Here is a 20,769-nt window from a genome sequence, read left to right on the forward strand (position 1 = left end):
CCGGATCGCCGCTCTTGTTGTTTTCGTGTGACTACTTGGCCGCGGTGTTCGAGCCCTTGCCCGCACGCCGCTGCGGCTTCGGGGTGACAGTTCCTTCGGCGAGACGACGAGCGCTCACGAGGAACGCGGTGTGGCCTTGCATCCGATGTTCGGGGCGCACCGCCAATCCGACGACGTGCCAACCGCGCACGATCGATTCCCACGAGCGTGGCTCGGTCCAGCATTCCTGCTCGCGCATCGCCTCGACGACCTTCGAGAGCTGAGTAACGGTCGCGACGTAGACGATCAACACGCCGCCCGGCACGAGTGCCTTCGAGACGGCGGGCAGGACGTCCCACGGGGCCAGCATGTCGAGGACGACGCGATCGACCTTGCCTCCGTGCGCTTCCGGATCGAACTCGGCGAGATCGGCGATGGTCAGTTCCCAGTTCGGCGGACGTTCCCCGAAGAAGGTCTCGACGTTGCGAACCGCATGTTCGGCATGATCGTCGCGGACCTCGTAGGAGATGACCTTGCCCTCGGGTCCGACGGCACGCAGCAGCGAACATGTCAGTGCGCCGGAGCCGGCTCCGGCCTCGAGCACGCGTGCTCCTGGGAACACGTCGCCTTCGTGGACGATCTGAGCTGCGTCCTTCGGGTAGATGACCTGGGCACCGCGCGGCATGGACAGCACGTAGTCCACCAGCAGGGGGCGCAGTGCGAGATAGGGCGTGCCGTTGACCGACTTGACGACGCTGCCCTCGTCGGCACCGATCAGATCGTTGTGAACGATTCCGCCCTTGTGGGTGTGGTATTCGCGGTTCGCCTCGAGAACGATCGTGTAGTGGCGTCCCTTGCCGTCGGTCAGCTGTACTCGGTCGCCGACGCGGAACGGACCTGACGGCCGCTTGCCCGGCGCAGTGAGATCAGCTTCTGGAAGCTCTTGTTCGGGAATCTCGGCGACAGCGGACTGCGCAACCTCATCCACTTCGGTCGTGCCTTCTTCTGGTTGCAGCTCGTTCGCCATGCGCAGATGATCCCTGTTCGCTTGTTTCCGGTGTCCTCGCCACCGGCTCCGACGGAGTTGTCGGACCAACCGCATAGCCTGCCAGGTGTGAGCTCTGTCGAATTGCCAACCCCCACTCCAACGGGTGCAACATCACACGAGCGCCCGCGTAGTCGGCCGGCGCTCTCTCCGTCTCGGGCGGGTGACTACAAACAATGCCCCCTGCTCTATCGCTTCCGAGCAGTCGACAAAATTCCGGAAACGCCAACCAGAGCCCAGGTCAGAGGCACCGTCGTACACGCGGCACTGGAAGCACTGTTTGCACTCCCGACCGGTCACCGGGTTCCGGATCGCGCAGCCGAACTCGTCCGTCCCGCGTGGGAACGTGTCAGTGCCGAGTCTCCCGAGGCCGCTGACCTTGTTCCGGAGGGCGAGCTGGATTCGTTCCTCGACGAAGTCGGCAAGCTCGTCGCGACGTACTACACGCTCGAAGATCCCACTCGATTCGATGCCGAGGCGTGCGAGGTCTACGTCGAGACCGAATTGGAGAACGGCGTTCGACTCCGCGGCTTCGTCGACCGGATAGACGTTGCACCGACGGGTGAGGTGCGGGTGGTCGACTACAAGACCGGAAAAGCGCCTCGCGAGTTCACCGAATCCAAGGCGCTCTTCCAGATGAAGTTCTACGCGCTCGTACTGCTGCGCACTCGCGGAATCGTTCCCGCACAACTGCGCCTGATCTATCTGGCCTCCGGCTCGATTCTCACGTACGCCCCGGATCACGACGAGCTCATCCGATTCGAGCGAACCCTCTCCGCCATCTGGAGAGCGATCCTCGCAGCAGGTGCGACCGGAGACTTCAGACCCAAGCCTGGCAAACTGTGCGACTGGTGCGATCACAAGTCACTGTGCCCCTCGTTCGGCGGAACACCTCCGCCCTATCCAGGTTGGCCGGACCTGCTGAGCACCGAACCTGTTGCCGCAAAGGAGAATTCATAACATGACGGACAGTTCGTACTACCGCTACCTCGGAACGACGGAGGAAGGGCACGAGCGGTTCGCGAGCACGCAGGCAACTGTCAGCATCTGGGGCCCGACACTGCAGCACGGCGCTCCCCCGTCGGCGCTGTTGGTACGAGCCCTCGAGCGGTGCGGTGCGCGCGACGAAACCCGTCTGACGCGCGTCGTCGTCGAGATTCTCGGACCGATTCCGATTGCCGACCTCGAAGTCCGGTCCTGGATCGAACGACCCGGTCGCCGAATCGAATTGATCGTCGCCGAACTGTGGGCAACCACCGCCGACGGATCTGCACGCGCGGTTGCGCGCGGTACGGCGTGGCGGATGGAGACGGTGGATACCGGCGACGTCGTCCACGTAGTCGATCCCCCGCTCGAACCCCGCGACAGCGGCACCCCGGGCGTTCTCGAGGGTCTGTGGAGCGTCGGCTATCTCAAGACCCTCGACTGGTCCTGGATTGCTCCGATCGGGTGCGTGGGAACCGGGAAGGTATGGGCGCGCCCCAAGCCAGAGCTGGTCGAGGGTGAGAAGATGTCTGCTCTCGAGCGTTTGTTCGCGGTGGCCGACATCTCAAACGGGGTCGGCGCCAAGCTCGACCCGGAGCACTGGACGTTCCTCAACACAGATCTCACGGTGCATATCTTCCGTGTGCCCGAGGGAGAGTGGGTCGGTGTCGCCGCCGAAACCACAACGGGTCCGGACGGCGTCGGCATGTGCGCGGGCGTGCTCTACGACGAGCAGGGTGCCGTGGGCCGTATCGCCCAGACTTTGCAGATTCGCGCCCGTTCCTGATTTCCAGGAACGGGCGCGAATGCGCGTAAATCTATTTAGGCAGTGATCAGAAAGCGCGTACCGAGCGGATGTTCGACGCGAGGATGGCCTTGGCACCGAGTTCGGCCAAGGCATCCATCACCTGGTTGTGTCCCTTGATCGGGACCATCGCGCGAACCGCGACCCAGTCGGGATCGGCCAACGGCGAGAGGGTCGGCGATTCCATACCCGGAGTCATCTTGATGGCGTCGTCGAGGATGGTGCGCGGGCAGTCGTAGTCGATCATCAGATTCTGCTGCGCGAAGACAATTCCGCGTACGCGTTCGATGAGCTGGTTGCGGGCGGGATCGTCCTGCGGAGCGCCGGTGCGCTCGATCAGGACACCTTCGGAATCGCAGAGCGATTCACCGAAAGCCACGAGGTTGTGTTGGCGGAGAGTACGACCCGATCCGACCACGTCGGCGATCGCGTCGGCGACGCCGAGCTGAATCGAGATTTCCACTGCTCCGTCGAGACGGATGACGGTGGCGTCGAGTCCGCGATCTGTGAGGTCCTTACGGACCAGGTTCGGGTACGACGTTGCAATGCGCAGGCCGGACAGATCCTCGACGGCCCAGTCCTTGCCGGCCGGTGCTGCGTAACGGAACGACGAACGGCCGAAGCCCAGTGACAGACGCTCGGATACGGGAGCACCCGAGTCGCCGGCGAGATCACGACCGGTGATGCCGAGATCCAGCTCACCGGAGCCGACGTAGATCGCAATGTCCTTGGGGCGCAAGAAGAAGAACTCGACCTGATTGGCCGGATCGAGGACTGTCAGATCACGGGAATCGGTGCGTCGACGGTAGCCGGCCTCGCTGAGAATCTCGGCGGCGGACTCGGACAGTGAGCCTTTGTTGGGAACTGCTACGCGCAGCATGGTGGATGTCCTTTCGGAAGGTGTGGGTGACGTGAGACGACATGAATCGGAAGCCCTGGACGAGCGAGACGGAGTACATCTCGCTGGTCAGCTCCGATCACAGATGTCGGTACACGTCCTCGAGGGTCAGTCCGCGACCGACCATCAACACCTGCGTCCAATACAGCAGCTGGGAAATTTCCTCGGCTAGCTGCTCATCGCTCTGGTATTCCGCAGCGATCCACACTTCACCGGCTTCCTCGATGACCTTTTTGCCCTGAGCATGCACACCGGCGTCGAGGGCGGCGACAGTGCCGGACCCCTCGGGGCGAGTAGCAGCGCGCTCGGTCAATTCGGCGAACAAGGATTCGAAGGTCTTCACGGGTAGCTATTCTTTCACGAGGACGGAAGCGGTTTTCACACGCCCACGAACAGCGGTGTTCACAGGCCTGCGTCGAGGCTGCGCGAACTCACGAACCTGCGGGTCTGCCCGGTGATCGGATCCGGGTACTCCAACGCTCGCGCCAACAATCGCAACGGAGTCGAGAAGTCACCGGGCACTGCGGGCAGATACTCCGGATAGTAGTTGTCACCGACGATCGGGACGCCCAGCGAGTTGAGGTGCAGCCGAAGCTGATGGGTCCGGCCGGTCCGTGGGAGCAACCTGTATCGCCCGAGCGTCCGGCCGGCCGAGTCGGTGATCACCTCGATCAGTTCGATCGAGGTCTCACTATTCGGCTCGCCCGCGATTTCGGTAGCCGTCATCTCGCCGTGAACTTTGTTGATGCGGCTGCGCACCGTGCGAGGGAAAGTCAGTTCCGGATCGAAGCCCGCAATCGCCTCGTACTCCTTGACGATCCGCTGCTCGGCAAAAAGTTCCTGGTACGGCCGTCGTAGGTCCGGTGTCACGGTGAACACGATGACACCCGCCGTCATCCGGTCGAGGCGGTGAACTGGCGCAAGATCCGGAAGGTCCAGGTCACGGCGCAGGCGCACGACTGCGCTTTCGACGATGTGCGCTCCCCGTGGAATGGTCGCCAGGAAGTGCGGTTTGTCGATCACGAGAATCGAGTCGTCGCGGTACAAGATCTCGATCTCGTGCGGAACCGGAATCTCGGGGGCCGGCTCGCGGTAGAAGTACACGAACCGGGTCGGCTGATAGGGCGTTCGGCTCGTGATCTTCCGCCCGTGCTCGTCGACGACGTCCCCGGCGCTGACGAGGTCCGCCCACAGGTCCCGCTCCCCGGGATGCTCGCCGACCAGGTGCTCGAGGACGGTCCGCGCCGACGACTCCGCCGGCATCCGCAGCCGGTCAGGTCCGAGACCGTTTCGGATCGGCAACGGAGCCTTGGGCACAGCTCAGTCCTGCTCGAGGTCTGGTGAACAACTCTCGCAGAGCAATTCGAGGGTTCGGCCGTCGCCATCGATCCGGTTGCGGTACCGCGGGGTCGGAGTACCACAATCGACACACACGCCGAGTGTCTTGGCTTCGGATGAGAACTCGATGTTCATCCGCTTGTCGAACACGTACAGGGAACCGTCCCAGAGGCCGCGGTCGCCGAAAGTCTCGCCGTAACGGACGATTCCGCCGTCCAACTGATAGACCTCGTCGAAGCCACGTGAGCGCATCAGCGAAGACAACACCTCACAGCGCACTCCGCCGGTGCAGTACGTGACCACGGCTTTGCCCTTGAGATGGTCGTATTTGCCACTGTCGAGTTCGTTGACGAAATCCCGAGTGGTGGCGACGTCCGGAACTATCGCATCTCGGAAACGGCCGATCTCGGCTTCGAAGGCATTGCGCCCGTCGAAGAACACGACGTCGTCACCGCGAGTGTCGACGAGTTCGTGTAGTTCCTTGGGCACCAGGTGAACTCCTCCGCCGACCACACCGTTCTCGTCGACTTTCAGCTCGTCGGGGGCACCGAACGTCACGATCTCCGAGCGTGCCTTGACACTCAGACGAGGGAAATCGTTCCCGAGGCCGTCCGACCACTTGATGTCAGCGGTACGGAAGGGTTCGTAACCACGCGTACCACGGACATATCGCTTGACATCCTCGATGTCTCCGCCGACCGTCGCGTTGATCCCGTGCGGCGAGACGATGATCCGGCCCGTCAGGTTGTTGGACTCGGCCAGGCTGTGCTGCCACAGCTTGATCGCTTCCGGGTCCGCCAACGGCGTGAACTGGTAGAAGAGAACAATTTTCGGAATAGCCACAGCAAATCCAGCCTAACGTGCCGCGCTCGAGTGAACGTCGTGAAGATCGTGAATGGACAAGTCCAACAGGGACTCTCGAAACACGCGTCCAGGGCCGGCGGGGACGTCGACCTCACACGGAACGACGAGCACCGCGCAACCCGCAGCGCTGGCCGACGCCGTGCCGGTCGGCGAGTCCTCGATCGCGAGGCACTGCGCAGGCTCGAGTCCGAGCAGATGCGCGCCGCGCAGGTACGGATCCGCTGCCGGTTTCCCGTTGGGGACCTCGTCGCCACACACCGAATGGTCGAAGAACTCACGGCCGAGCATGCCGAGTGCCCGATCTACCAGAACTCGCTCGGTGTTGGTGACCAGTGCCGAACGCAAACCACCGTCACGCACGGTCGACAGTGCGTCGCGAGCACCTGGCCGCCAGGTCACGCCGTCCTCGAACAGATCGCCGACGCGGGTGTACATCCAGTCCTTCGCCTCGGCGATGGCATCGGGATGCTTCTCCAGGCCGAGCGCGTCGAACACCGTCGCAAGGGCGAAGGGACTCGACGCACCGATGACGGCAACGCGTGTCGCTTCCGTCATCGGTCCGCCCAGGCGTAGGGACAGCTCACGAAGCGCGATGTCCCACAGCTTCTCCGAATCGAGCAGGGTGCCGTCCATGTCCCACAGGACACCACCGAGCGTTGATTCGGATACTTCGGTCAACAACTCAGACATTGAAATACTTTGCTTCCGGGTGGTGCAGGACAAAAGCGTCCGTGGACTGCTCAGGATGCAGCTGCAGTTCCTCGGACAATTCGACGCCGATTCGTTCGGGTTCGAGCAACGCAACCAACTTGGCTCGATCCTCGAGATCCGGGCACGCGCCGTATCCGAACGAATAACGAGCGCCGCGGTACTCGAGATCGAAGTAGCCGGCAACCTCGGTGGGATCCTGCTCCGCGACGGTGTGACCCTCGGGAAGCACTAGCTCTTCACGGACGCGTCGATGCCAGTACTCGGCCAGAGACTCCGTGAGCTGGACACCGATTCCGTGAACCTCGAGGTAATCGCGGTACGAGTTCGACGCGAACAACTCGTTGGCGAAGTCCGCGATCGGCTGACCCATCGTCACCAACTGGAACGGGAGGACGTCGACCTGCCCGGTGGCCTCGGCGTCCTTGCGCGAGCGAACGAAGTCCGCGATGCACAGGAAGCGGTCGCGGTGCTGGCGCGGGTAGGTGAACCGGAACCTTTCGGGTGCATCCGGTTTCGGCTCGGTGAGCACGATGACGTCGTCGCCCTCCGAGATCGCCGGGAAGTACCCGTACACGACCGCGGCATGCGCGAGGATGCCCTCGGACGTCAGCCGATCGAGCCAGTACCGAAGTCGCGGACGGCCTTCCGACTCGACCAGTTCCTCGTACGTCGGACCGTCGCCCTTGCGCTGACCGCGAAGGCCCCACTGGCCGAGGAAAAGAGCGCGCTCGTCGAGCAGCCCCGAGTACTCGGACAGCGAGATTCCCTTGACGATGCGCGAGCCCCAGAAGGGAGGTGTCGGCACCGCGATGTCGGTTGCGACATCGGAACGCTCCGGCAGGACCACGGGAACCGCTGCAGCCTTACGCTTTTCGGCGATGCGCTTGGAACGCTCGTGACGTGCCTTACGCTCGGCAGCCTTCTCGCGAGCAGCGATGGCCTCCGGGCTGTCCGGCGCCGGGCCGCCACCACGCTTGGTCGTCATGATCTGGTCCATCAAGTTCAGACCCTCGAAGGCGTCGCGGGCATAGCTGACGTCGCCCTCGTACACCTCCTGCAGGTCGTTCTCGACGTAGGAGCGCGTGAGCGCCGCACCACCGAGCAGAACCGGGAACTTCTCGGCGACTCCGCGTGCGTTGAGTTCCTGGAGGTTTTCCTTCATCACGACAGTGGACTTCACGAGCAGTCCGGACATGCCGATCACGTCGGCTTTCTTGTCCAACGCGACGTCGAGGATGGTCGCGATCGGCTGCTTGATACCGATGTTGACGACCTCGTAGCCGTTGTTGCTCAAGATGATGTCGACCAGGTTCTTGCCGATGTCGTGAACGTCGCCCTTGACGGTCGCGATCACGATGCGACCCTTGCCGTCCTCGTCGCTCGCTTCCATGTGCGGTTCGAGGAATGCCACGGCAGCCTTCATGACCTCGGCCGACTGCAACACGAACGGCAACTGCATCTGTCCGGAGCCGAACAGCTCGCCGACGGTCTTCATGCCCGAGAGCAAGGTCTCGTTGATGATGGCCAGCGGAGGCTTGATCGTCATCGCCTCGGTGAGGTCGTCGTCGAGGCCGTTGCGCTCGCCGTCGACGATGCGGCGTTCGAGCCGGTCGAACAACGGAAGTCCCGCCAGTTCCTGCGCACGGGACTCGCGCGCCGACGCAGCCGAGACACCCTCGAACAGAGCCATCAGCTTCTGCAGCGGGTCGTACCCCTCGCTACGACGGTCGTAGACGAGGTCGAGTGCGGTTTCACGCTGCTCGTCAGGAATTCGGGCCATCGGCAGAATCTTGGACGCATGAACGATCGCCGTGTCCAGACCTGCCTCGGTGCACTCGTGCAGGAACACCGAGTTGAGGACCTGCCGTGCGGCCGGGTTCAAACCGAACGAGATGTTCGAGATACCCAGGGTGAAGTGGAGTTCCGGGTACGCAGCCTTGAGCTGACGGATGGCTTCGATGGTCTCGATGCCGTCGCGTCGCACCTCTTCCTGACCGGTGGAGATGGGGAAGGTCAAGGCGTCGACGATGATGTCGGACTCGGCGAGTCCCCAGTTTCCCTTGATGTCCTCGATCAGACGCTTGGCGATGGCGACCTTCGTCTCGGCGGTGCGAGCCTGGCCCTCTTCGTCGATGGTCAGGGCGACGACCGCCGCGCCGTGCTCCTTGACCAGAGTCATGATCTTGTGGAAACGCGATTCGGGGCCGGCGCCGTCTTCGTAGTTGACGGAGTTGACGGCGCAGCGGCCACCGAGGTGCTCGAGGCCGGCTTGCAGCACGGCAGGCTCGGTGGAGTCGAGCATGATCGGCAGCGTCGAGGACGTCGCCAGGCGGCTGGCAAGTTCCGACATGTCGGCGGCACCGTCGCGGCCCACGTAGTCGACGTTGAGGTCGAGCATGTGTGCGCCGTCGCGGGTCTGGTCCTTGGCGATGTCCAGGCACTTCTGGTAGTCCGCGGAGAGCATCGCCTCGCGGAAAGCCTTGGAGCCGTTGGAGTTCGTGCGTTCGCCGATCATCAGGATGCTGGCGTCCTGCTCGAACGGCACCGCCGAGTACAGCGAAGAGGTGCTCGGCTCGTGGATCGGCGTGCGCTGGGCCTTCTCGACCTGACGAACCGCGTCGGCGACCGCGCTGATGTGCTCGGGCGTCGTACCGCAGCAGCCACCGACGAGGCCGAGTCCGAACTCGGAGACGAAACCACTGAGGGCTTCGGCCAATTCGTCGGCAGTCAGCGGATACTCGGCACCCTTGGGGCCGAGCTGCGGCAGGCCGGCATTGGGCATGACCGACACCGGCAGCGTGGAGTACTTGGACAGATGACGGAGATGTTCACTCATCTCGGCCGGCCCGGTGGCACAGTTCAGACCGATCATGTCGATACCGAGTGGCTCGAGTGCCGTCAGCGCCGCACCGATCTCACTGCCCAGGAGCATCGTTCCGGTTGTCTCGACCGTCACGTGCGTGATGATCGGCAACCGCAGTCCGAGTTGCTCCATCGCACGCTGGCTGCCGAGGATTGCAGCTTTCACCTGAAGCAGGTCCTGGCAGGTTTCGACGAGGATGGCGTCGGCGCCACCGTCGATCATGCCGAGCGCAGCTTCGGTGTACGCGTCACGCAGGACTGCGTACGGTGCGTGTCCCAGGCTGGGGAGCTTGGTTCCCGGTCCCATCGAGCCGAGTACGAATCGGGCCATGCCGTCGCGGCCTGGTCCCATCTCGTCCGCTACTTCACGGGCGAGAGCAGTGCCTTTTTCCGCGAGTTCGCGGATCCGGTGAGAGATGTCGTAGTCGGCGAGGTTGGGCAGGTTGCAACCGAAGGTGTTGGTCTCGACGGCATCGGCACCAGCGGCGAAGTACGCACGGTGGATGTCTTTGAGCACGTCGGGACGGGTGTCGTTGAGGATCTCATTGCACCCCTCGAGGCCGAGGAAGTCGTCCAGGGTGAGGTCCGCGGCCTGCAACATGGTGCCCATCGCTCCGTCGCCGATGACAACGCGCTGTTTCAGCGCATCAAGCAGGGCAGAGTTAAATGGGGCAGACATGCCGTCCAGAGTAGTGGGCGCACCGACAAGCTCTGGCCGTAGGCTGGGTGGGTGAGTCCAAGTGAGTTCCCCGTCACTCCCGACGGCCCGGTCGATTTCGATGATTCCGCGGCCTTCGAGAGCCCTGACGGCTTTGCCGTCGACAGCAGCGACCGCCTCGAGGGCGACATCCCTGTCCTACGTGATCCCATCCTCGTTGCAGCTTTCGAGGGCTGGAACGACGCCGGTGACGCAGCCAGCGGTGCGGTCGAACATCTCGAGCTGATCTGGGATGCCCAGCCGCTCGCCGAACTCGATTCAGAGGACTACTACGACTATCAGGTCAACCGCCCCACAGTCCGGCAGGTCGACGGTGTCACTCGCGAAATCGTTTGGCCGGCAACACGTTTGTCGGTCTGTTCGCCTCCTGGCAGCGAGAGCGACATCGTCCTGCTTCGCGGGATCGAGCCCAACATGCGGTGGCGCAGTTTCTGCGAGGATCTGCTCGAGCTGATCGACCAACTGAACGTCAAGACGGTCGTCATCCTCGGCGCCCTGCTCGCCGATACTCCGCACACCCGACCGGTCCCGGTGACGGGCACGGCCTACAGCAGTGAATCCGCCGCCCGATTCAACCTGGAACAGACGCGGTACGAAGGCCCGACGGGCATCACCGGGGTTCTTCAGGACGAGTGCGTTCGTGCTGGTGTACCCGCTATTTCGTTCTGGGCGGCGATTCCGCACTACGTCTCGCAGCCACCCAACCCGAAGGCCACAGTGGCCCTCCTTCAACGAGTCGAGGATGTTCTCGACATCGAGGTCCCACTCGGGGAGCTCCCGGCTCAGTCGGAGGATTGGGAGGAAGCGGTCAACGAAATGACCGCGGACGATGAGGAAATCGGCGAATACGTGCGCACCCTGGAAGAACGGGGAGACGCCGAAACCGACATCAGCGAAGCAATCTCCAAGATCGACGGCGATGCCATCGCCGCGGAATTCGAGCGCTACCTCAGACGGCGAGGCCCCGGCAGCTTCGGACTGTGAGCAAGAACACTCCAGAAGAAGGCGGAAGTACACAGCGCCCACTGCGCCTCCGGCTTCAGCTGATCGCGCTGTACGCCGGCGGGTTCCTCGGCCCGTTCGGCGGCGGCGTGGTTGCTTCGATCCTTCCCGAGATCGGTGACGATCTAGGGGTCGGTCCGTCGGCGGCCGCCTCTTCCCTCACCGCGTACCTGCTCCCCTTCGCCGCTCTGATGTTGGTGTCGGGGACACTCGGGACGCGGTGGGGCAAGGTTCGGACGGTGCGCATCGCTTACGGCGTCTACGTCCTCGCGTCGTTGGCATGCTTCCTCGCCCCGACACTCGAGATCTTCCTTGCCGCCCGGGTACTGCAGGGCTCCGCGAACGCATTCACCACGCCGCTACTGCTTGCCTCGTTGGCGGCCGCAACACCGCAGGCACGGCTGGGTCGAGCCCTCGGAGCCTTCGGCGCTTTCCAGGCCGCAGGGCAGTCGTCGGCTCCGTTGATCGGCGGACTGGCGGCCGAATTCGACTGGCGTCTGGCCTTTCTCGTCATCGCAGTGGTCGCGGGCATTCTGGGAGCCGTCGGACTTCCGAAGTCCGAAGCACCGGCAGCGACCACTCCCGCCCGTCTCCGCGATGCATTACGCCCCGAAGTGCTCCGCATCGGTATCGCTGCATTGCTCGGCTGGGGCGCCCTCGGTGGACTGAGCTTCCTGCTCGCCTTCCGCTTCGAAGACGAGTTCGGGCTGTCCCCCACCGTCCGCGGCCTACTGCTCACCGTCTTCGGCGTGGCCGGCATCCTCTCGGCCCGGCGCATCGGAATCCTCATCGATCGCATCGGCGCACGCTCCTCCGTGATGATCGGCGCCCTGGGCGGAGCAGTTCTGGTCTCCGTCGTCGGCCTTGCCGGCTTGGTGCCGGTGATCGCGATCGCATGGTTTGTCGCAGGCGTCGCGAGCCAGTTCGTGCTGGTCGGCGTCAACGCGGCGGTCCTCGGATCCGCGGGGCCGAACCGTGGCGGCGCCGTGTCCGTCGTCCAAGCGATGCGCTTCGGCGGCGCCGCTCTTGCTCCCCTGGCCCTGACACCGATTTACGACTCTTCGCCTGCCGCGAGCTTCCTGATCCCCGCACTACTGCTCGCCGTCGTCGCTCCCCTGATCATGCCGAAGCAACGCTGATCGGTCTCGGCAATTTCGAATTTGAAGTTGTGTAGGTAGTGAGTTTCTCGGCGAAAGCGACCACCGTTGTCGCGAGGCTGTCGGGTCGAACATTATTCGGAAAATCTTGTGTTTCCGTCGTCGACAGATATTGATACCATTGGAACATGAGCGATTCTGAGTCGGAACCGGAACGGCCGATCGACATTTTTCGGCGATCGGTTGCCGTCATCGAAGAAAATTTGCCTCCTACCTGGTCTTTGTCGACACAGCGCTCCCCCGACCTGTCCGAGGCACCACTCCGACTCGACCTCCGCTCCCCTGACGGCGCGGTGGCCAAATTCGGCGTCTACGCCGCTCACGGTGTCCTGAGCAGCGACGTTCCCGGTATCGCCGATCGCTTCCCCACCGGTCAACCCGGCTTCGTGTGCGCAAAATATCTGTCCGAGCCGGTTCGCCGGCAGCTCGATTCCCACGCGATTTCGTACGCAGACGCCACGGGCAACGTGTCGTTGACCGCTGATCGACCCGCCGTCTGGGTGCGTGGACGCGGAGCCGACGCCGATCCGTGGCGGGGGCCCGGACGTCCTTCCGGACAGCTGACGGGTGATCCGTCAGCTCGCGTCGTGCGTGCGCTTGCCGATTTCGCGGCGCCACTGGCGATCACTGCCTTGGTGCGCCTGGCCGGTGCATCGACGGGAGCAACCTACCGGGTGGTTCAGACACTGTCGGATCGCGAACTGGTCACCCGGCTCCCCCGCGGCGGAATCGGTGACGTCCGCTGGCCGAAGATGCTTCGTGAATGGGCGGCTGAGGCCGGGGCCAAAGCGCCGACGCCTCACGGCTTTCATGCGCCGGACGGGTTGGAAGCACTCTTCGATCAACTGCGTCAGCTCAGCGGTCACATCTACGCCGGTACCGCCTCGGTGGCCGCCGCACCCTTTGCTCGGTACGCGCCCACTCGACGTGCCCACTTCCATGCCGACAACGTCGATCAGTTCGCCGACGCTCTCGGACTACGGCGTGTGGAATCCGGCGGTGACGTGTGGATCACCGCTCCCCTCTCACCGTCTGCCTTCGACCGATTGCTCACCCGCGACGGCATCCGCATCGTCGCCCCCAGCCAAGCGTTCGCCGATCTGCTGGTCGGCCCGGACTCCGACGAGGCGGCGGCCGAGCACCTGCTCACATGGATGATCGAGAACGAATCGCAGTGGCGACGCGCCGCATCCCCTGCTACGGATCGCCCGTAGGAAAAAGAGGGGGCGTCTCTCGCCTACCCTGTCATGGTGGAAGAAACGAGTGCGCCCGATTACGCCGCGTACGCCGACACCAATCGACTGAAGCTGTTTTCGTTCACGATCGCGGAAAAACGGGCCGAGTACCTCTGGGTACTTCGTGCCTTCGACCATGCTCGCGCCAACTACACCGTCCTGCTGCATGCCGGAGCCGTCGCGCACATCCTCGAGAAGATCGGTGGATCGGATCCGGCGGCCGATCTGTCGGCAGCAGAGGTCACTCCCCTGTTGGATCAGCTCCACGTGTGGGAGATCCTCGAGCGCAGCTACGACGGCACCCGCGCGGCCACGCTGGCCGAGTACCGCAATCGCCACTTCGTCTACCAGTTCGGTCAGGCCGGATACCAGGTCTATCGATCAGTCGAAGACGTTCTCGCCGCACGCCTGGACTCGGCGTCGCTCTCGCGTCTCGCTCTGCCGGACCTGCTCGCAGACATGTCCGAACTCGCCGAGGCCAACCGAAGCTCCGACGGCGATCTGATCTTCCGCAAGCTCAAGCGCCTCGACTCAACACTCTCCGACATGGCTGATCGAGCCGCGCACTTCTATCTGACCCTCGGGGACCTCGTACGGACCACGGAGATCACTCCGCAGGCTTTCCTCACGCACAAGGACGCTCTGCTCACGCACATGCGGGAGTTCAGCTCTGATCTGGCGCGCTACGCCCCCAAGCTCAAGGAAGCGATCGAGCACGTCGAATCCACCGGGGTCGATCGCATGATCCGCCTCGCCGCCGCCAGTGACGAACGGGTGTTCGTCCCGATCTCCGAACGCGAAGACGACTGGGCTGCGCGTTGGCGAGGATTGACCGCCTGGTTCGTCTCCGCGGAATCGGGGATCAGCGAGTCCGAGCGTCTACGTGAGGGCACGATGAGCGCGATCGCCGCGGTTCTGGCGCTCCTTCGCCGCGTCACGGAAACCCGTCGCGGCGGCGTCAGCCGTGAGAGCCAGCTCCGGCACCTCGCCGGCTGGTTCGCCGCCACGCCGTCCGAAGACGCAGCTCATGCTCTGTTCCAGGCAGTGTTCGACCTCGGCCGTCCACGCCACCTCTCGATGGTGCATCCGGACGCCGACATCATTTCTCACTCACGCTCGTGGTGGGAGGCACCGCCGGTCGAGATCGCGCGAACACTCGCCGAAACCGGCCGCCCGCCCTCACCAGGATTGCCGAGCAAGGTCGCCCGCAACGACGGCAGCATCCGCCGTCTGCGCGAAGAGCAATTGGCGGCGCAACGTACGCGCAGCGCCGCGGCGCAATCACTCGCGTCGAACGGTGTTTATCAGCGCGAACTCAACGAGCAGGAGACCGAAGTTTTGCTGAGTCTGCTCAATGCAGCACTGACCGCGCGCGTTCCGGTGGTGGGACGCGTCAAGAGCTCCACCGGTAGCGAGAACGGGGTGAAGCTGACACTCAGTCCCTCGGACGGTTCGACCACCATCAAGACTGCTCGCGGACGAATGCATCTCGACGGCATCGAGGTCAGTGTTCGATGAGAGCTCGCGAGATCACGCCCCTAGCCCTCGACTCGTATCAACGCGCGGCGCGAGTGATCCTGTCCAACCACCTGATCACCTCGACGTACCCGGATCGAATTGCGTTGCCGCTCTTGCGCCGTTGGGCCACCGAACTGCGTGACGACCTACTCGAACTGTTCGGCTACCGCCTCGAGGTGACGGAGACCACCGCGCGCCTGTTCACGGTGTCGGATCGGCTCAACCCGTCAGCACCGGCCAGAACTGCCTCCGAGCGAACCTTCGATCGCACGCGCTACGCGTACCTGGCGTTGTGCCTGGCCGCATTGGGCCGCGCCGGAAACCAGATCACGTTGTCGGAGTTGGCCGATCACGTCGCGGCCGACGCCGCGCAGGTCGACGGCGTCGAACTCTCCACCGATCGTGCGTCCGACCGCGACGCCTTCGTCGACGCAGTGGGCTGGCTCGGAGTCAGAGGCGCCATCGCCCTCGCCGACGGTGACGCAAACGGCTGGGCGTCCAATCCCGAAGCGGGAGAAGCACTCTACGACATCGACCGTTCCGTCGTCGTAGCGCTGTTCCGTCCACCGCGCGCCCTGCAGCACCTTCACTCCATCCGCGGACTCCTGGCCGCCGAGACCTCGAGCGCCTCCGAGGACGACGGAATTCCCGTGGACGCGAAAGAGATCGGACGCCGAGTGCGTCGGGCTCTGGTCGAGCGGCCGGTCGTACTGGCCGGTGAACTCGATCAGCACGAATTGATCGCGTTGGCGCAGCCCAAGACCGCGTCGGAAGTCGAACTACTGACGGGGTTGGTGGCCGAGCGCCGCGCCGAGGGAATCGCGATGATCGATCCCACCGGCCGACTCTCCGACGTCCGCTTCCCGAGCACCGGAACGATCGCTCAGGTGGCACTTCTCCTGGCCGGCGAGATTGCCGACCGCGTACTCGACGTCGACGCTCCTGAACTGCCGAAACTTCCGATCCCGCACGTGTCGGACGATCACCTGATCGAACAACTCGATGCCGCCATCCCCGAGGCCGGGATCTTCGAGGACCTCGCCGACGAGGACGACGACTTCGTGCTGCCCGCCGGCGAACCGGCCGAGCCACCGCCACCCGTCACGTACCCGAAAATCGACGACGACTGGCTCGCCGACAAGGTCACCGAGTTGGTGGACCAGTTCGGGCGAACTTTCGCGGCGCAGTGGCAGGCCGATCACAACGGGCTGCGCAAGCAGGCGCTCGGGTTGCTGCAACGTCTGCGCCTGACGCATGCGGTCGACGGCGGCGTACTGGTGTTGCCCGTCCTTGCCCGGTACCGCGACGTCGTGGTCTCCGTGCGCGAACGCGATCCTCAGATCGACTTCGCGGTGGACAACTCCGCACCGGATCCGGTCGACGAATTCGGCCCCGAACCTTCCCCCAACGGCGAACTATCAGAGGTAGAGAACGTATGAGCAACGCCCGCTTCCGACCTACTCGGGCTGGAATCATCAACCTCTGGGATTACCGAGACCAAGAGTTCTCGTTCGCCGACGGTCGACTGGTTCTGCGGGGACCCAACGGATCCGGCAAGACCAAGGCCCTCGAGGTCCTGTTCCCGTTCGTCTTCGACGGCCGCATCGAACCGCGGCGCCTCAACCCGTTCGCCGGTGAAGAGCGCACGATGAAGTCCAACCTGCTCTACCGGGGCCAGGACAGCGCGCACTCCTACGTGTGGATGGAGTTCTGCCGCGGCTCCCTCGAAGATCCCGAGTCGGTGACCGTGGGAATCGGCATGCGCGCAACACGCACCAACGACAAGGTCACCCGCTGGTACTTCGTCGCCGACGGCCGCGTCGGGGTCGACTTCTCGCTGATCGGCAACGACGATCGCCCCCTGACCAAGAAGCAGCTTGCCGAACAACTCGGCAGCGATGCCATCACCGACCGTCCCCTCGACTACCGCACAGCCATCGACGCGCGGATGTTCGGTCTCGGTGTGCAGCGATACGACCAGCTGATCAACCTCATTCTCACGCTTCGCCGCCCCCAGCTCGCGAAGAACCTCGACCCGAAGGGCCTTTCGCAGGCACTCACCGACGGTCTCCGTCCACTCGACGATCAGTTGGTCCTCGAAGCTGCGCGTTCGTTCAGCGACATGGAGGAAGTCGGCCGCGCGCTCGAGGGGCTCGCGGCCGCCGATCAGGCAGCCCAGAGTTTCATCGGGGTCTACACCAAGTACCTGCGTCAGCAGTCTCGCGGAGAGATCGAACAGGTCAGCACCCGCCTCGCAGCAGTCACCAGAGGCGTTGCCGCCATGGACGAGTCGTCGCTTGCCCAGACCCGCAGCCGTGAGGCCCGGGCAGCAGCCGAGGAGCGCTTCAACCAGGCCGAGCAGGCACTCGAGAACGCGCGCGCCAATGTCGAAGCGTTGCAACGCTCGAGCGCCTACGAAGGCAAACAGCAACTCGACGATCTCGCCCAGGCCGTCTCGACGCTCAAGCTCTCGACCGAGCAGCAGGCAGACAAGTCCCGGAAAGCGCAGGCCGCACTCGCTCAACGCGGCGACGAAGCCGACAAGGCTGCATCGTCAGTCAAGCGTGCGGCCGAAGCACTCTCGCGCGCCGAGGACGAACTTCAGGCAGCAGCCGAGGACGCCGGCATCGTCTGGACTCCCCTGCCCGACGGCTCACGCAGTGACCAGATCACGGCAGCCGTCCGTGGCCATGCCGAGGAGCGTGACGGTGACGTACGCGTCGTCCGCACCGCACTGGCGACCGTCGAGAAGGCGGCGACCGAACGAACCCGGGCCGAAAACAGCTCTCGCCGTGGACAAGAGCTGCTCGAAGCGTCCAAGGCGGCTGTGCTCGAGGGCGAAGCTGCCGTGGAACTCGCACGAAGTCAGTGCGCCAGCGGGCTGCGCGCGTGGTGGACCGATCACTCCTCCCTGTTTTCGGCTGTCGGCGCCGACACGTCGCTGTTCGAAGCTCTCGACGCGGCGCTCGCCGAAGTCGGCGACGAAGACGCTCCGGCGCTGTCCGCAGTTCTCGCCGAGCACACCGAAGCCGGCACCGAGACGCTGCGCGAGCGTCGACGTGAGGCCGAAGCTGAAATATCTGCCTCACACGCCTCCATCGCGGCTCTCAAATCCGAGCGCAAGGCCGTCTCGGCGGAACACGACGACGCTCCGCCTGCCTTCCACGCACGCACCGACAACCGCAGTGAACTGGGTGGTGCACCGCTATGGCAGTTGGTGCGCTTCGCCGATTCCGTCGAACCAGACGTGGCCACGGGAATCGAATCCGCACTCCAAGCGGCAAATCTGCTCGACGGCTGGGTCTGCCCGGACGAGAAGATTCCCGAGCACGTCAGCGAGCAGTTCCTGACGGCTCTGACCGTCAAGCAGCGTCCGAAGGGACGAACGCTGGCCGACGTCCTCCAGGTCGAAGGCAATGCCGACGTACCCGACGCTCGGGTACAGGACATTCTCGCGTCGATCAGTCTCGTCGAGGCGCCGGGCGACTCCGACGCAAGCGTCGCGATCGGCGTCGACGGCCGCTTCTGGCAGGGCGTCGCGCGTGGTCGGCACGTCAAGGCCGATGCCGAGTACATCGGCACCACAGCACGGGCGCGTCGACGCGAAGCTCGGATCACCGAGATCGACGCGGCTCTGGAAGAACTTGCCGCGGCAGTCGATACGGCCAAGGCACTGGTGGCGCAGACCAACGAGCAACTGAGCCGAATCAACTCTGCAGCAAAGGAATTGCCGAAGACAGGTTCGATCCTGCGCGCACTCAAGACGGTCACCGAATCCGCCGGCGCACTCCGTACTCGCTCGGAGGCCACGGAAACGGCACAACGCGAACTCGATGCGGCGATCGCTGATCTCGCGGCGAAGGAAAAGCAACTCCGAGCGACGGCGTCGCAGCACCGGACCCCGCATATCGGCCGTGAACTCGACTCCCTCGCGGCGGCGATCCGTCATTTCGAGAAGCAGGGGGAACTGGCGCTGCGCTGCCGACGGGAGCATGCCAAGGAAGTCGAACTCGAACGCGAGTCTCGCGACCGTCTCGACGAATCACGCGCCAATGCGGAGGAATTCGCCGAGGAAGCCGCCATCGCCGAGGAGAGTCTGCTCCAGCAGGTGCAGCGTCTCGAGACGCTGCGCGACACCCTCGGTGCCAGCGCCGAGCAGATCGACCTGGACCTGGCAAAAGCCCGCGCGAAGATCGAAGAATGCAAGGTCGAACAGCGTGCGGCGCGAAAGGCGTACGACGCTGCCGTCCTCCAGATCGGCACGGCGGAGGGTGCGTACAACACCGCTGTCGAGACTCTTCGGCACACCCTGACCGAAACCCGCAGTGATGCAGAGCGACTCGCACCCTATGCTCGCCCCGACTTGCTGGAATTGTTGGGCGTCAAGGATCACCTGAGCTGGCCGGCCAGTTCAGCGGCGTGGATGAGCCCCGATCAGTTGGTCTACCGCATCCAGAACGAAGATCGCAGCGAGGACGCGGCCCACCCGCCTGTCCTCCCCGAAGACGTCGACAAGTTGTACCGAGCGCTCGAAGCTGCGACCTCGGCAGTCCGAGTCACCGACGGCGCCCGAAAGGCAACCCGCACGGCACTGACCTCGGCGCTGCAGGACTTCGACGCGCAACTCGCAGCAGCCGGACAGGACTACCGTCTGCAGTGGGATGCACCGGATGGGCTGACCGTCGTACGAGTCCAGGACGATCAGGGCTATTCGTCGATCGGCGAGTTCGCAACGCGGATCCACGACGCTCGCGGCGATCAGGAGCAGTTGCTCACCGAATCCGAGCGTCGCATTCTCGAAGATGCCCTGTTGACGGGATTGGCTCAGCAGATCCACGAGCGCACGGTCGACGCACGCGAGTTGATCGCACAGATGGGCACCGAGATGCGTGAGCGTCGGATGTCCTCAGGTAATACCATCGGCGTTCACTGGGTGCTCGCCGACAACCTCGACGACAGCTCGCGGGCGATCTCCAAGCTGCTGGATCGAGACGCGTCGGCCCTCGGCGTCGATGAACTGGCAACTCTGCGAGCACATTTCGCGACGCAGATCCGTACCGCCCGCGCGGCGCACCCCGAACGCTCGTACCCGGAGATTCTGTCCTCGGCGCTCGACTACCGTCAATGGCGCGTGTTCTCGTTCACCCTCATCAGCGGTGAGGGCAAGGAAGACCGTCTTACCGTCGCGCGGCACAGCGCGCTGTCCGGTGGCGAGCAGTCCGTCTCGCTGCACCTTCCTTTGTTCGCCGCGGCGCACGTCATGTTGGACTCGGCCGACCCGCACGCCCCGCGTCTGCTGGCACTCGACGAGGCCTTCGCCGGTGTCGACGACAACGGTCGCAGCGAGCTTCTCGGCTTGAGCGTTCAGTTCGACCTGGACCTCTTCATGACCGGCTACGACCTGTGGATCACGTACGCAGACGTCCCCGGCTGTGCGCACTACGACCTCGCGCACTCCACGGCCGAACAGGCTGTCAGCGCCGCGCTGCTGGTCTGGTCGAACGGTGAGCTGCTCGCCGAGCACGACGGAACGGATCTGGCGAGGGCATTGGGCTCGCCGCTACGGCGCCGGGTGCCGACACCCGCCGAAGGTGCGTTGGACTACGCCTAGAAACTGCTGTGCGCCTTTATTAACCGCGGGCGGTTAATAAAG

At 64.2% G+C, this 20,769-nt stretch carries 15 protein-coding genes; 8 read left to right on the forward strand and 7 right to left on the reverse strand.

Annotation, left to right across the window (positions count from 1 at the left end; genetic code table 11):
- Positions 1-31: 31 nt before the first annotated feature.
- Positions 32-1,006, reverse strand: coding sequence for a tRNA (adenine-N1)-methyltransferase (locus A0W34_RS15285; RefSeq protein WP_218960111.1), 975 nt, complete (start codon positions 1,004-1,006; stop codon positions 32-34).
- Positions 1,007-1,093: 87 nt separating this feature from the next.
- Here A0W34_RS15285 and A0W34_RS15290 point away from each other — a divergent pair, with 87 nt between their 5' ends.
- Both A0W34_RS15290 and A0W34_RS15295 read left to right on the forward strand, forming a co-directional pair.
- Positions 1,094-1,984, forward strand: a complete 891-nt coding sequence (locus A0W34_RS15290) for a RecB family exonuclease (RefSeq protein ID WP_372482296.1) — start codon at positions 1,094-1,096, stop codon at positions 1,982-1,984.
- Between the two features lies 1 nt (position 1,985).
- Entirely contained in the window at positions 1,986-2,795 is an 810-nt protein-coding gene (locus A0W34_RS15295; protein ID WP_003944950.1) for a thioesterase family protein, read from the forward strand.
- 46 nt (positions 2,796-2,841) lie between these two features.
- On the opposite strand, the gene hisG is transcribed toward A0W34_RS15295, so the two are convergent.
- From hisG to metH, 6 genes are all read right to left on the reverse strand, one after another.
- Positions 2,842-3,693: an ATP phosphoribosyltransferase gene (gene hisG / locus A0W34_RS15300; RefSeq protein WP_003944905.1), complete on the reverse strand. Its 852-nt coding sequence runs from the start codon at positions 3,691-3,693 to the stop codon at positions 2,842-2,844.
- 97 nt (positions 3,694-3,790) lie between these two features.
- Positions 3,791-4,054, reverse strand: a complete 264-nt coding sequence (locus A0W34_RS15305) for a phosphoribosyl-ATP diphosphatase (protein WP_003944933.1) — start codon at positions 4,052-4,054, stop codon at positions 3,791-3,793.
- A 59-nt stretch (positions 4,055-4,113) separates the two neighbouring features.
- Complete coding sequence (locus tag A0W34_RS15310) at positions 4,114-4,974, reverse strand: pseudouridine synthase (RefSeq protein WP_047270562.1); 861 nt, start codon at positions 4,972-4,974, stop codon at positions 4,114-4,116.
- Between the two features lie 57 nt (positions 4,975-5,031).
- Complete coding sequence (gene trhO, locus A0W34_RS15315; protein WP_042450983.1) at positions 5,032-5,892, reverse strand: oxygen-dependent tRNA uridine(34) hydroxylase TrhO; 861 nt, start codon at positions 5,890-5,892, stop codon at positions 5,032-5,034.
- Between the two features lie 12 nt (positions 5,893-5,904).
- A complete protein-coding gene (locus A0W34_RS15320; protein WP_007729900.1) occupies positions 5,905-6,603 on the reverse strand; it encodes an HAD family hydrolase in 699 nt (232 codons plus the stop codon).
- Positions 6,596-10,165: a methionine synthase gene (metH, locus tag A0W34_RS15325; RefSeq protein ID WP_047270513.1), complete on the reverse strand. Its 3,570-nt coding sequence runs from the start codon at positions 10,163-10,165 to the stop codon at positions 6,596-6,598. The genes A0W34_RS15320 and metH overlap by 8 nt, the downstream gene beginning before the upstream one ends.
- A gap of 168 nt (positions 10,166-10,333) precedes the next feature.
- Here metH and A0W34_RS15330 point away from each other — a divergent pair, with 168 nt between their 5' ends.
- The 6 genes from A0W34_RS15330 to A0W34_RS15360 all read left to right on the forward strand — a co-directional run bounded on the left by A0W34_RS15330 (position 10,334) and on the right by A0W34_RS15360 (position 20,727).
- The gene (locus A0W34_RS15330) at positions 10,334-11,188 is read left to right on the forward strand and encodes a PAC2 family protein (RefSeq protein ID WP_232330052.1); all 855 of its coding nucleotides are present in this window, start codon (positions 10,334-10,336) and stop codon (positions 11,186-11,188) included.
- On the forward strand, positions 11,185-12,345 hold the full coding sequence (locus tag A0W34_RS15335) for an MFS transporter (protein WP_050655280.1): 1,161 nt from the start codon (positions 11,185-11,187) through the stop codon (positions 12,343-12,345). The genes A0W34_RS15330 and A0W34_RS15335 overlap by 4 nt, the downstream gene beginning before the upstream one ends.
- Positions 12,346-12,491: 146 nt before the next feature.
- Positions 12,492-13,577, forward strand: a complete 1,086-nt coding sequence (locus tag A0W34_RS15345; protein ID WP_081557899.1) for a hypothetical protein — start codon at positions 12,492-12,494, stop codon at positions 13,575-13,577.
- Positions 13,578-13,610: 33 nt separating this feature from the next.
- Entirely contained in the window at positions 13,611-15,116 is a 1,506-nt protein-coding gene (locus A0W34_RS15350; RefSeq protein WP_081557900.1) for a TIGR02677 family protein, read from the forward strand.
- Positions 15,113-16,555, forward strand: coding sequence for a TIGR02678 family protein (locus A0W34_RS15355; protein WP_058226710.1), 1,443 nt, complete (start codon positions 15,113-15,115; stop codon positions 16,553-16,555). Before A0W34_RS15350 ends, A0W34_RS15355 begins: the two co-directional genes overlap by 4 nt.
- Positions 16,552-20,727 (forward strand): TIGR02680 family protein, encoded by a 4,176-nt coding sequence (locus A0W34_RS15360; protein ID WP_064688180.1) that lies wholly within the window; start codon positions 16,552-16,554, stop codon positions 20,725-20,727. The genes A0W34_RS15355 and A0W34_RS15360 overlap by 4 nt, the downstream gene beginning before the upstream one ends.
- The last annotated feature ends 42 nt before the right edge of the window (positions 20,728-20,769 follow it).

The sequence above is a fragment of the Rhodococcus sp. BH4 genome (assembly GCF_002079265.1).
Classification (GTDB): Bacteria; Actinomycetota; Actinomycetes; order Mycobacteriales; family Mycobacteriaceae; genus Rhodococcus_F; species Rhodococcus_F qingshengii.

Excerpts from the sequence above, each read along its gene's own strand:
- A0W34_RS15350 (WP_081557900.1), top strand. The coding sequence starts at position 13,611 with ATGGTGGAAGAAACGAGTGCGCCCGATTACGCCGCGTACGCCGACACC.
- A0W34_RS15320 (WP_007729900.1), bottom strand. The coding sequence starts at position 6,603 with ATGTCTGAGTTGTTGACCGAAGTATCCGAATCAACGCTCGGTGGTGTC.
- A0W34_RS15285 (WP_218960111.1), bottom strand. The coding sequence starts at position 1,006 with ATGGCGAACGAGCTGCAACCAGAAGAAGGCACGACCGAAGTGGATGAG.
- metH (WP_047270513.1), bottom strand. The coding sequence starts at position 10,165 with ATGTCTGCCCCATTTAACTCTGCCCTGCTTGATGCGCTGAAACAGCGC.
- A0W34_RS15310 (WP_047270562.1), bottom strand. The coding sequence starts at position 4,974 with ATGCCGGCGGAGTCGTCGGCGCGGACCGTCCTCGAGCACCTGGTCGGC.
- A0W34_RS15355 (WP_058226710.1), top strand. The coding sequence starts at position 15,113 with ATGAGAGCTCGCGAGATCACGCCCCTAGCCCTCGACTCGTATCAACGC.
- A0W34_RS15345 (WP_081557899.1), top strand. The coding sequence starts at position 12,492 with ATGAGCGATTCTGAGTCGGAACCGGAACGGCCGATCGACATTTTTCGG.
- hisG (WP_003944905.1), bottom strand. The coding sequence starts at position 3,693 with ATGCTGCGCGTAGCAGTTCCCAACAAAGGCTCACTGTCCGAGTCCGCC.
- A0W34_RS15295 (WP_003944950.1), top strand. The coding sequence starts at position 1,986 with ATGACGGACAGTTCGTACTACCGCTACCTCGGAACGACGGAGGAAGGG.
- A0W34_RS15360 (WP_064688180.1), top strand. The coding sequence starts at position 16,552 with ATGAGCAACGCCCGCTTCCGACCTACTCGGGCTGGAATCATCAACCTC.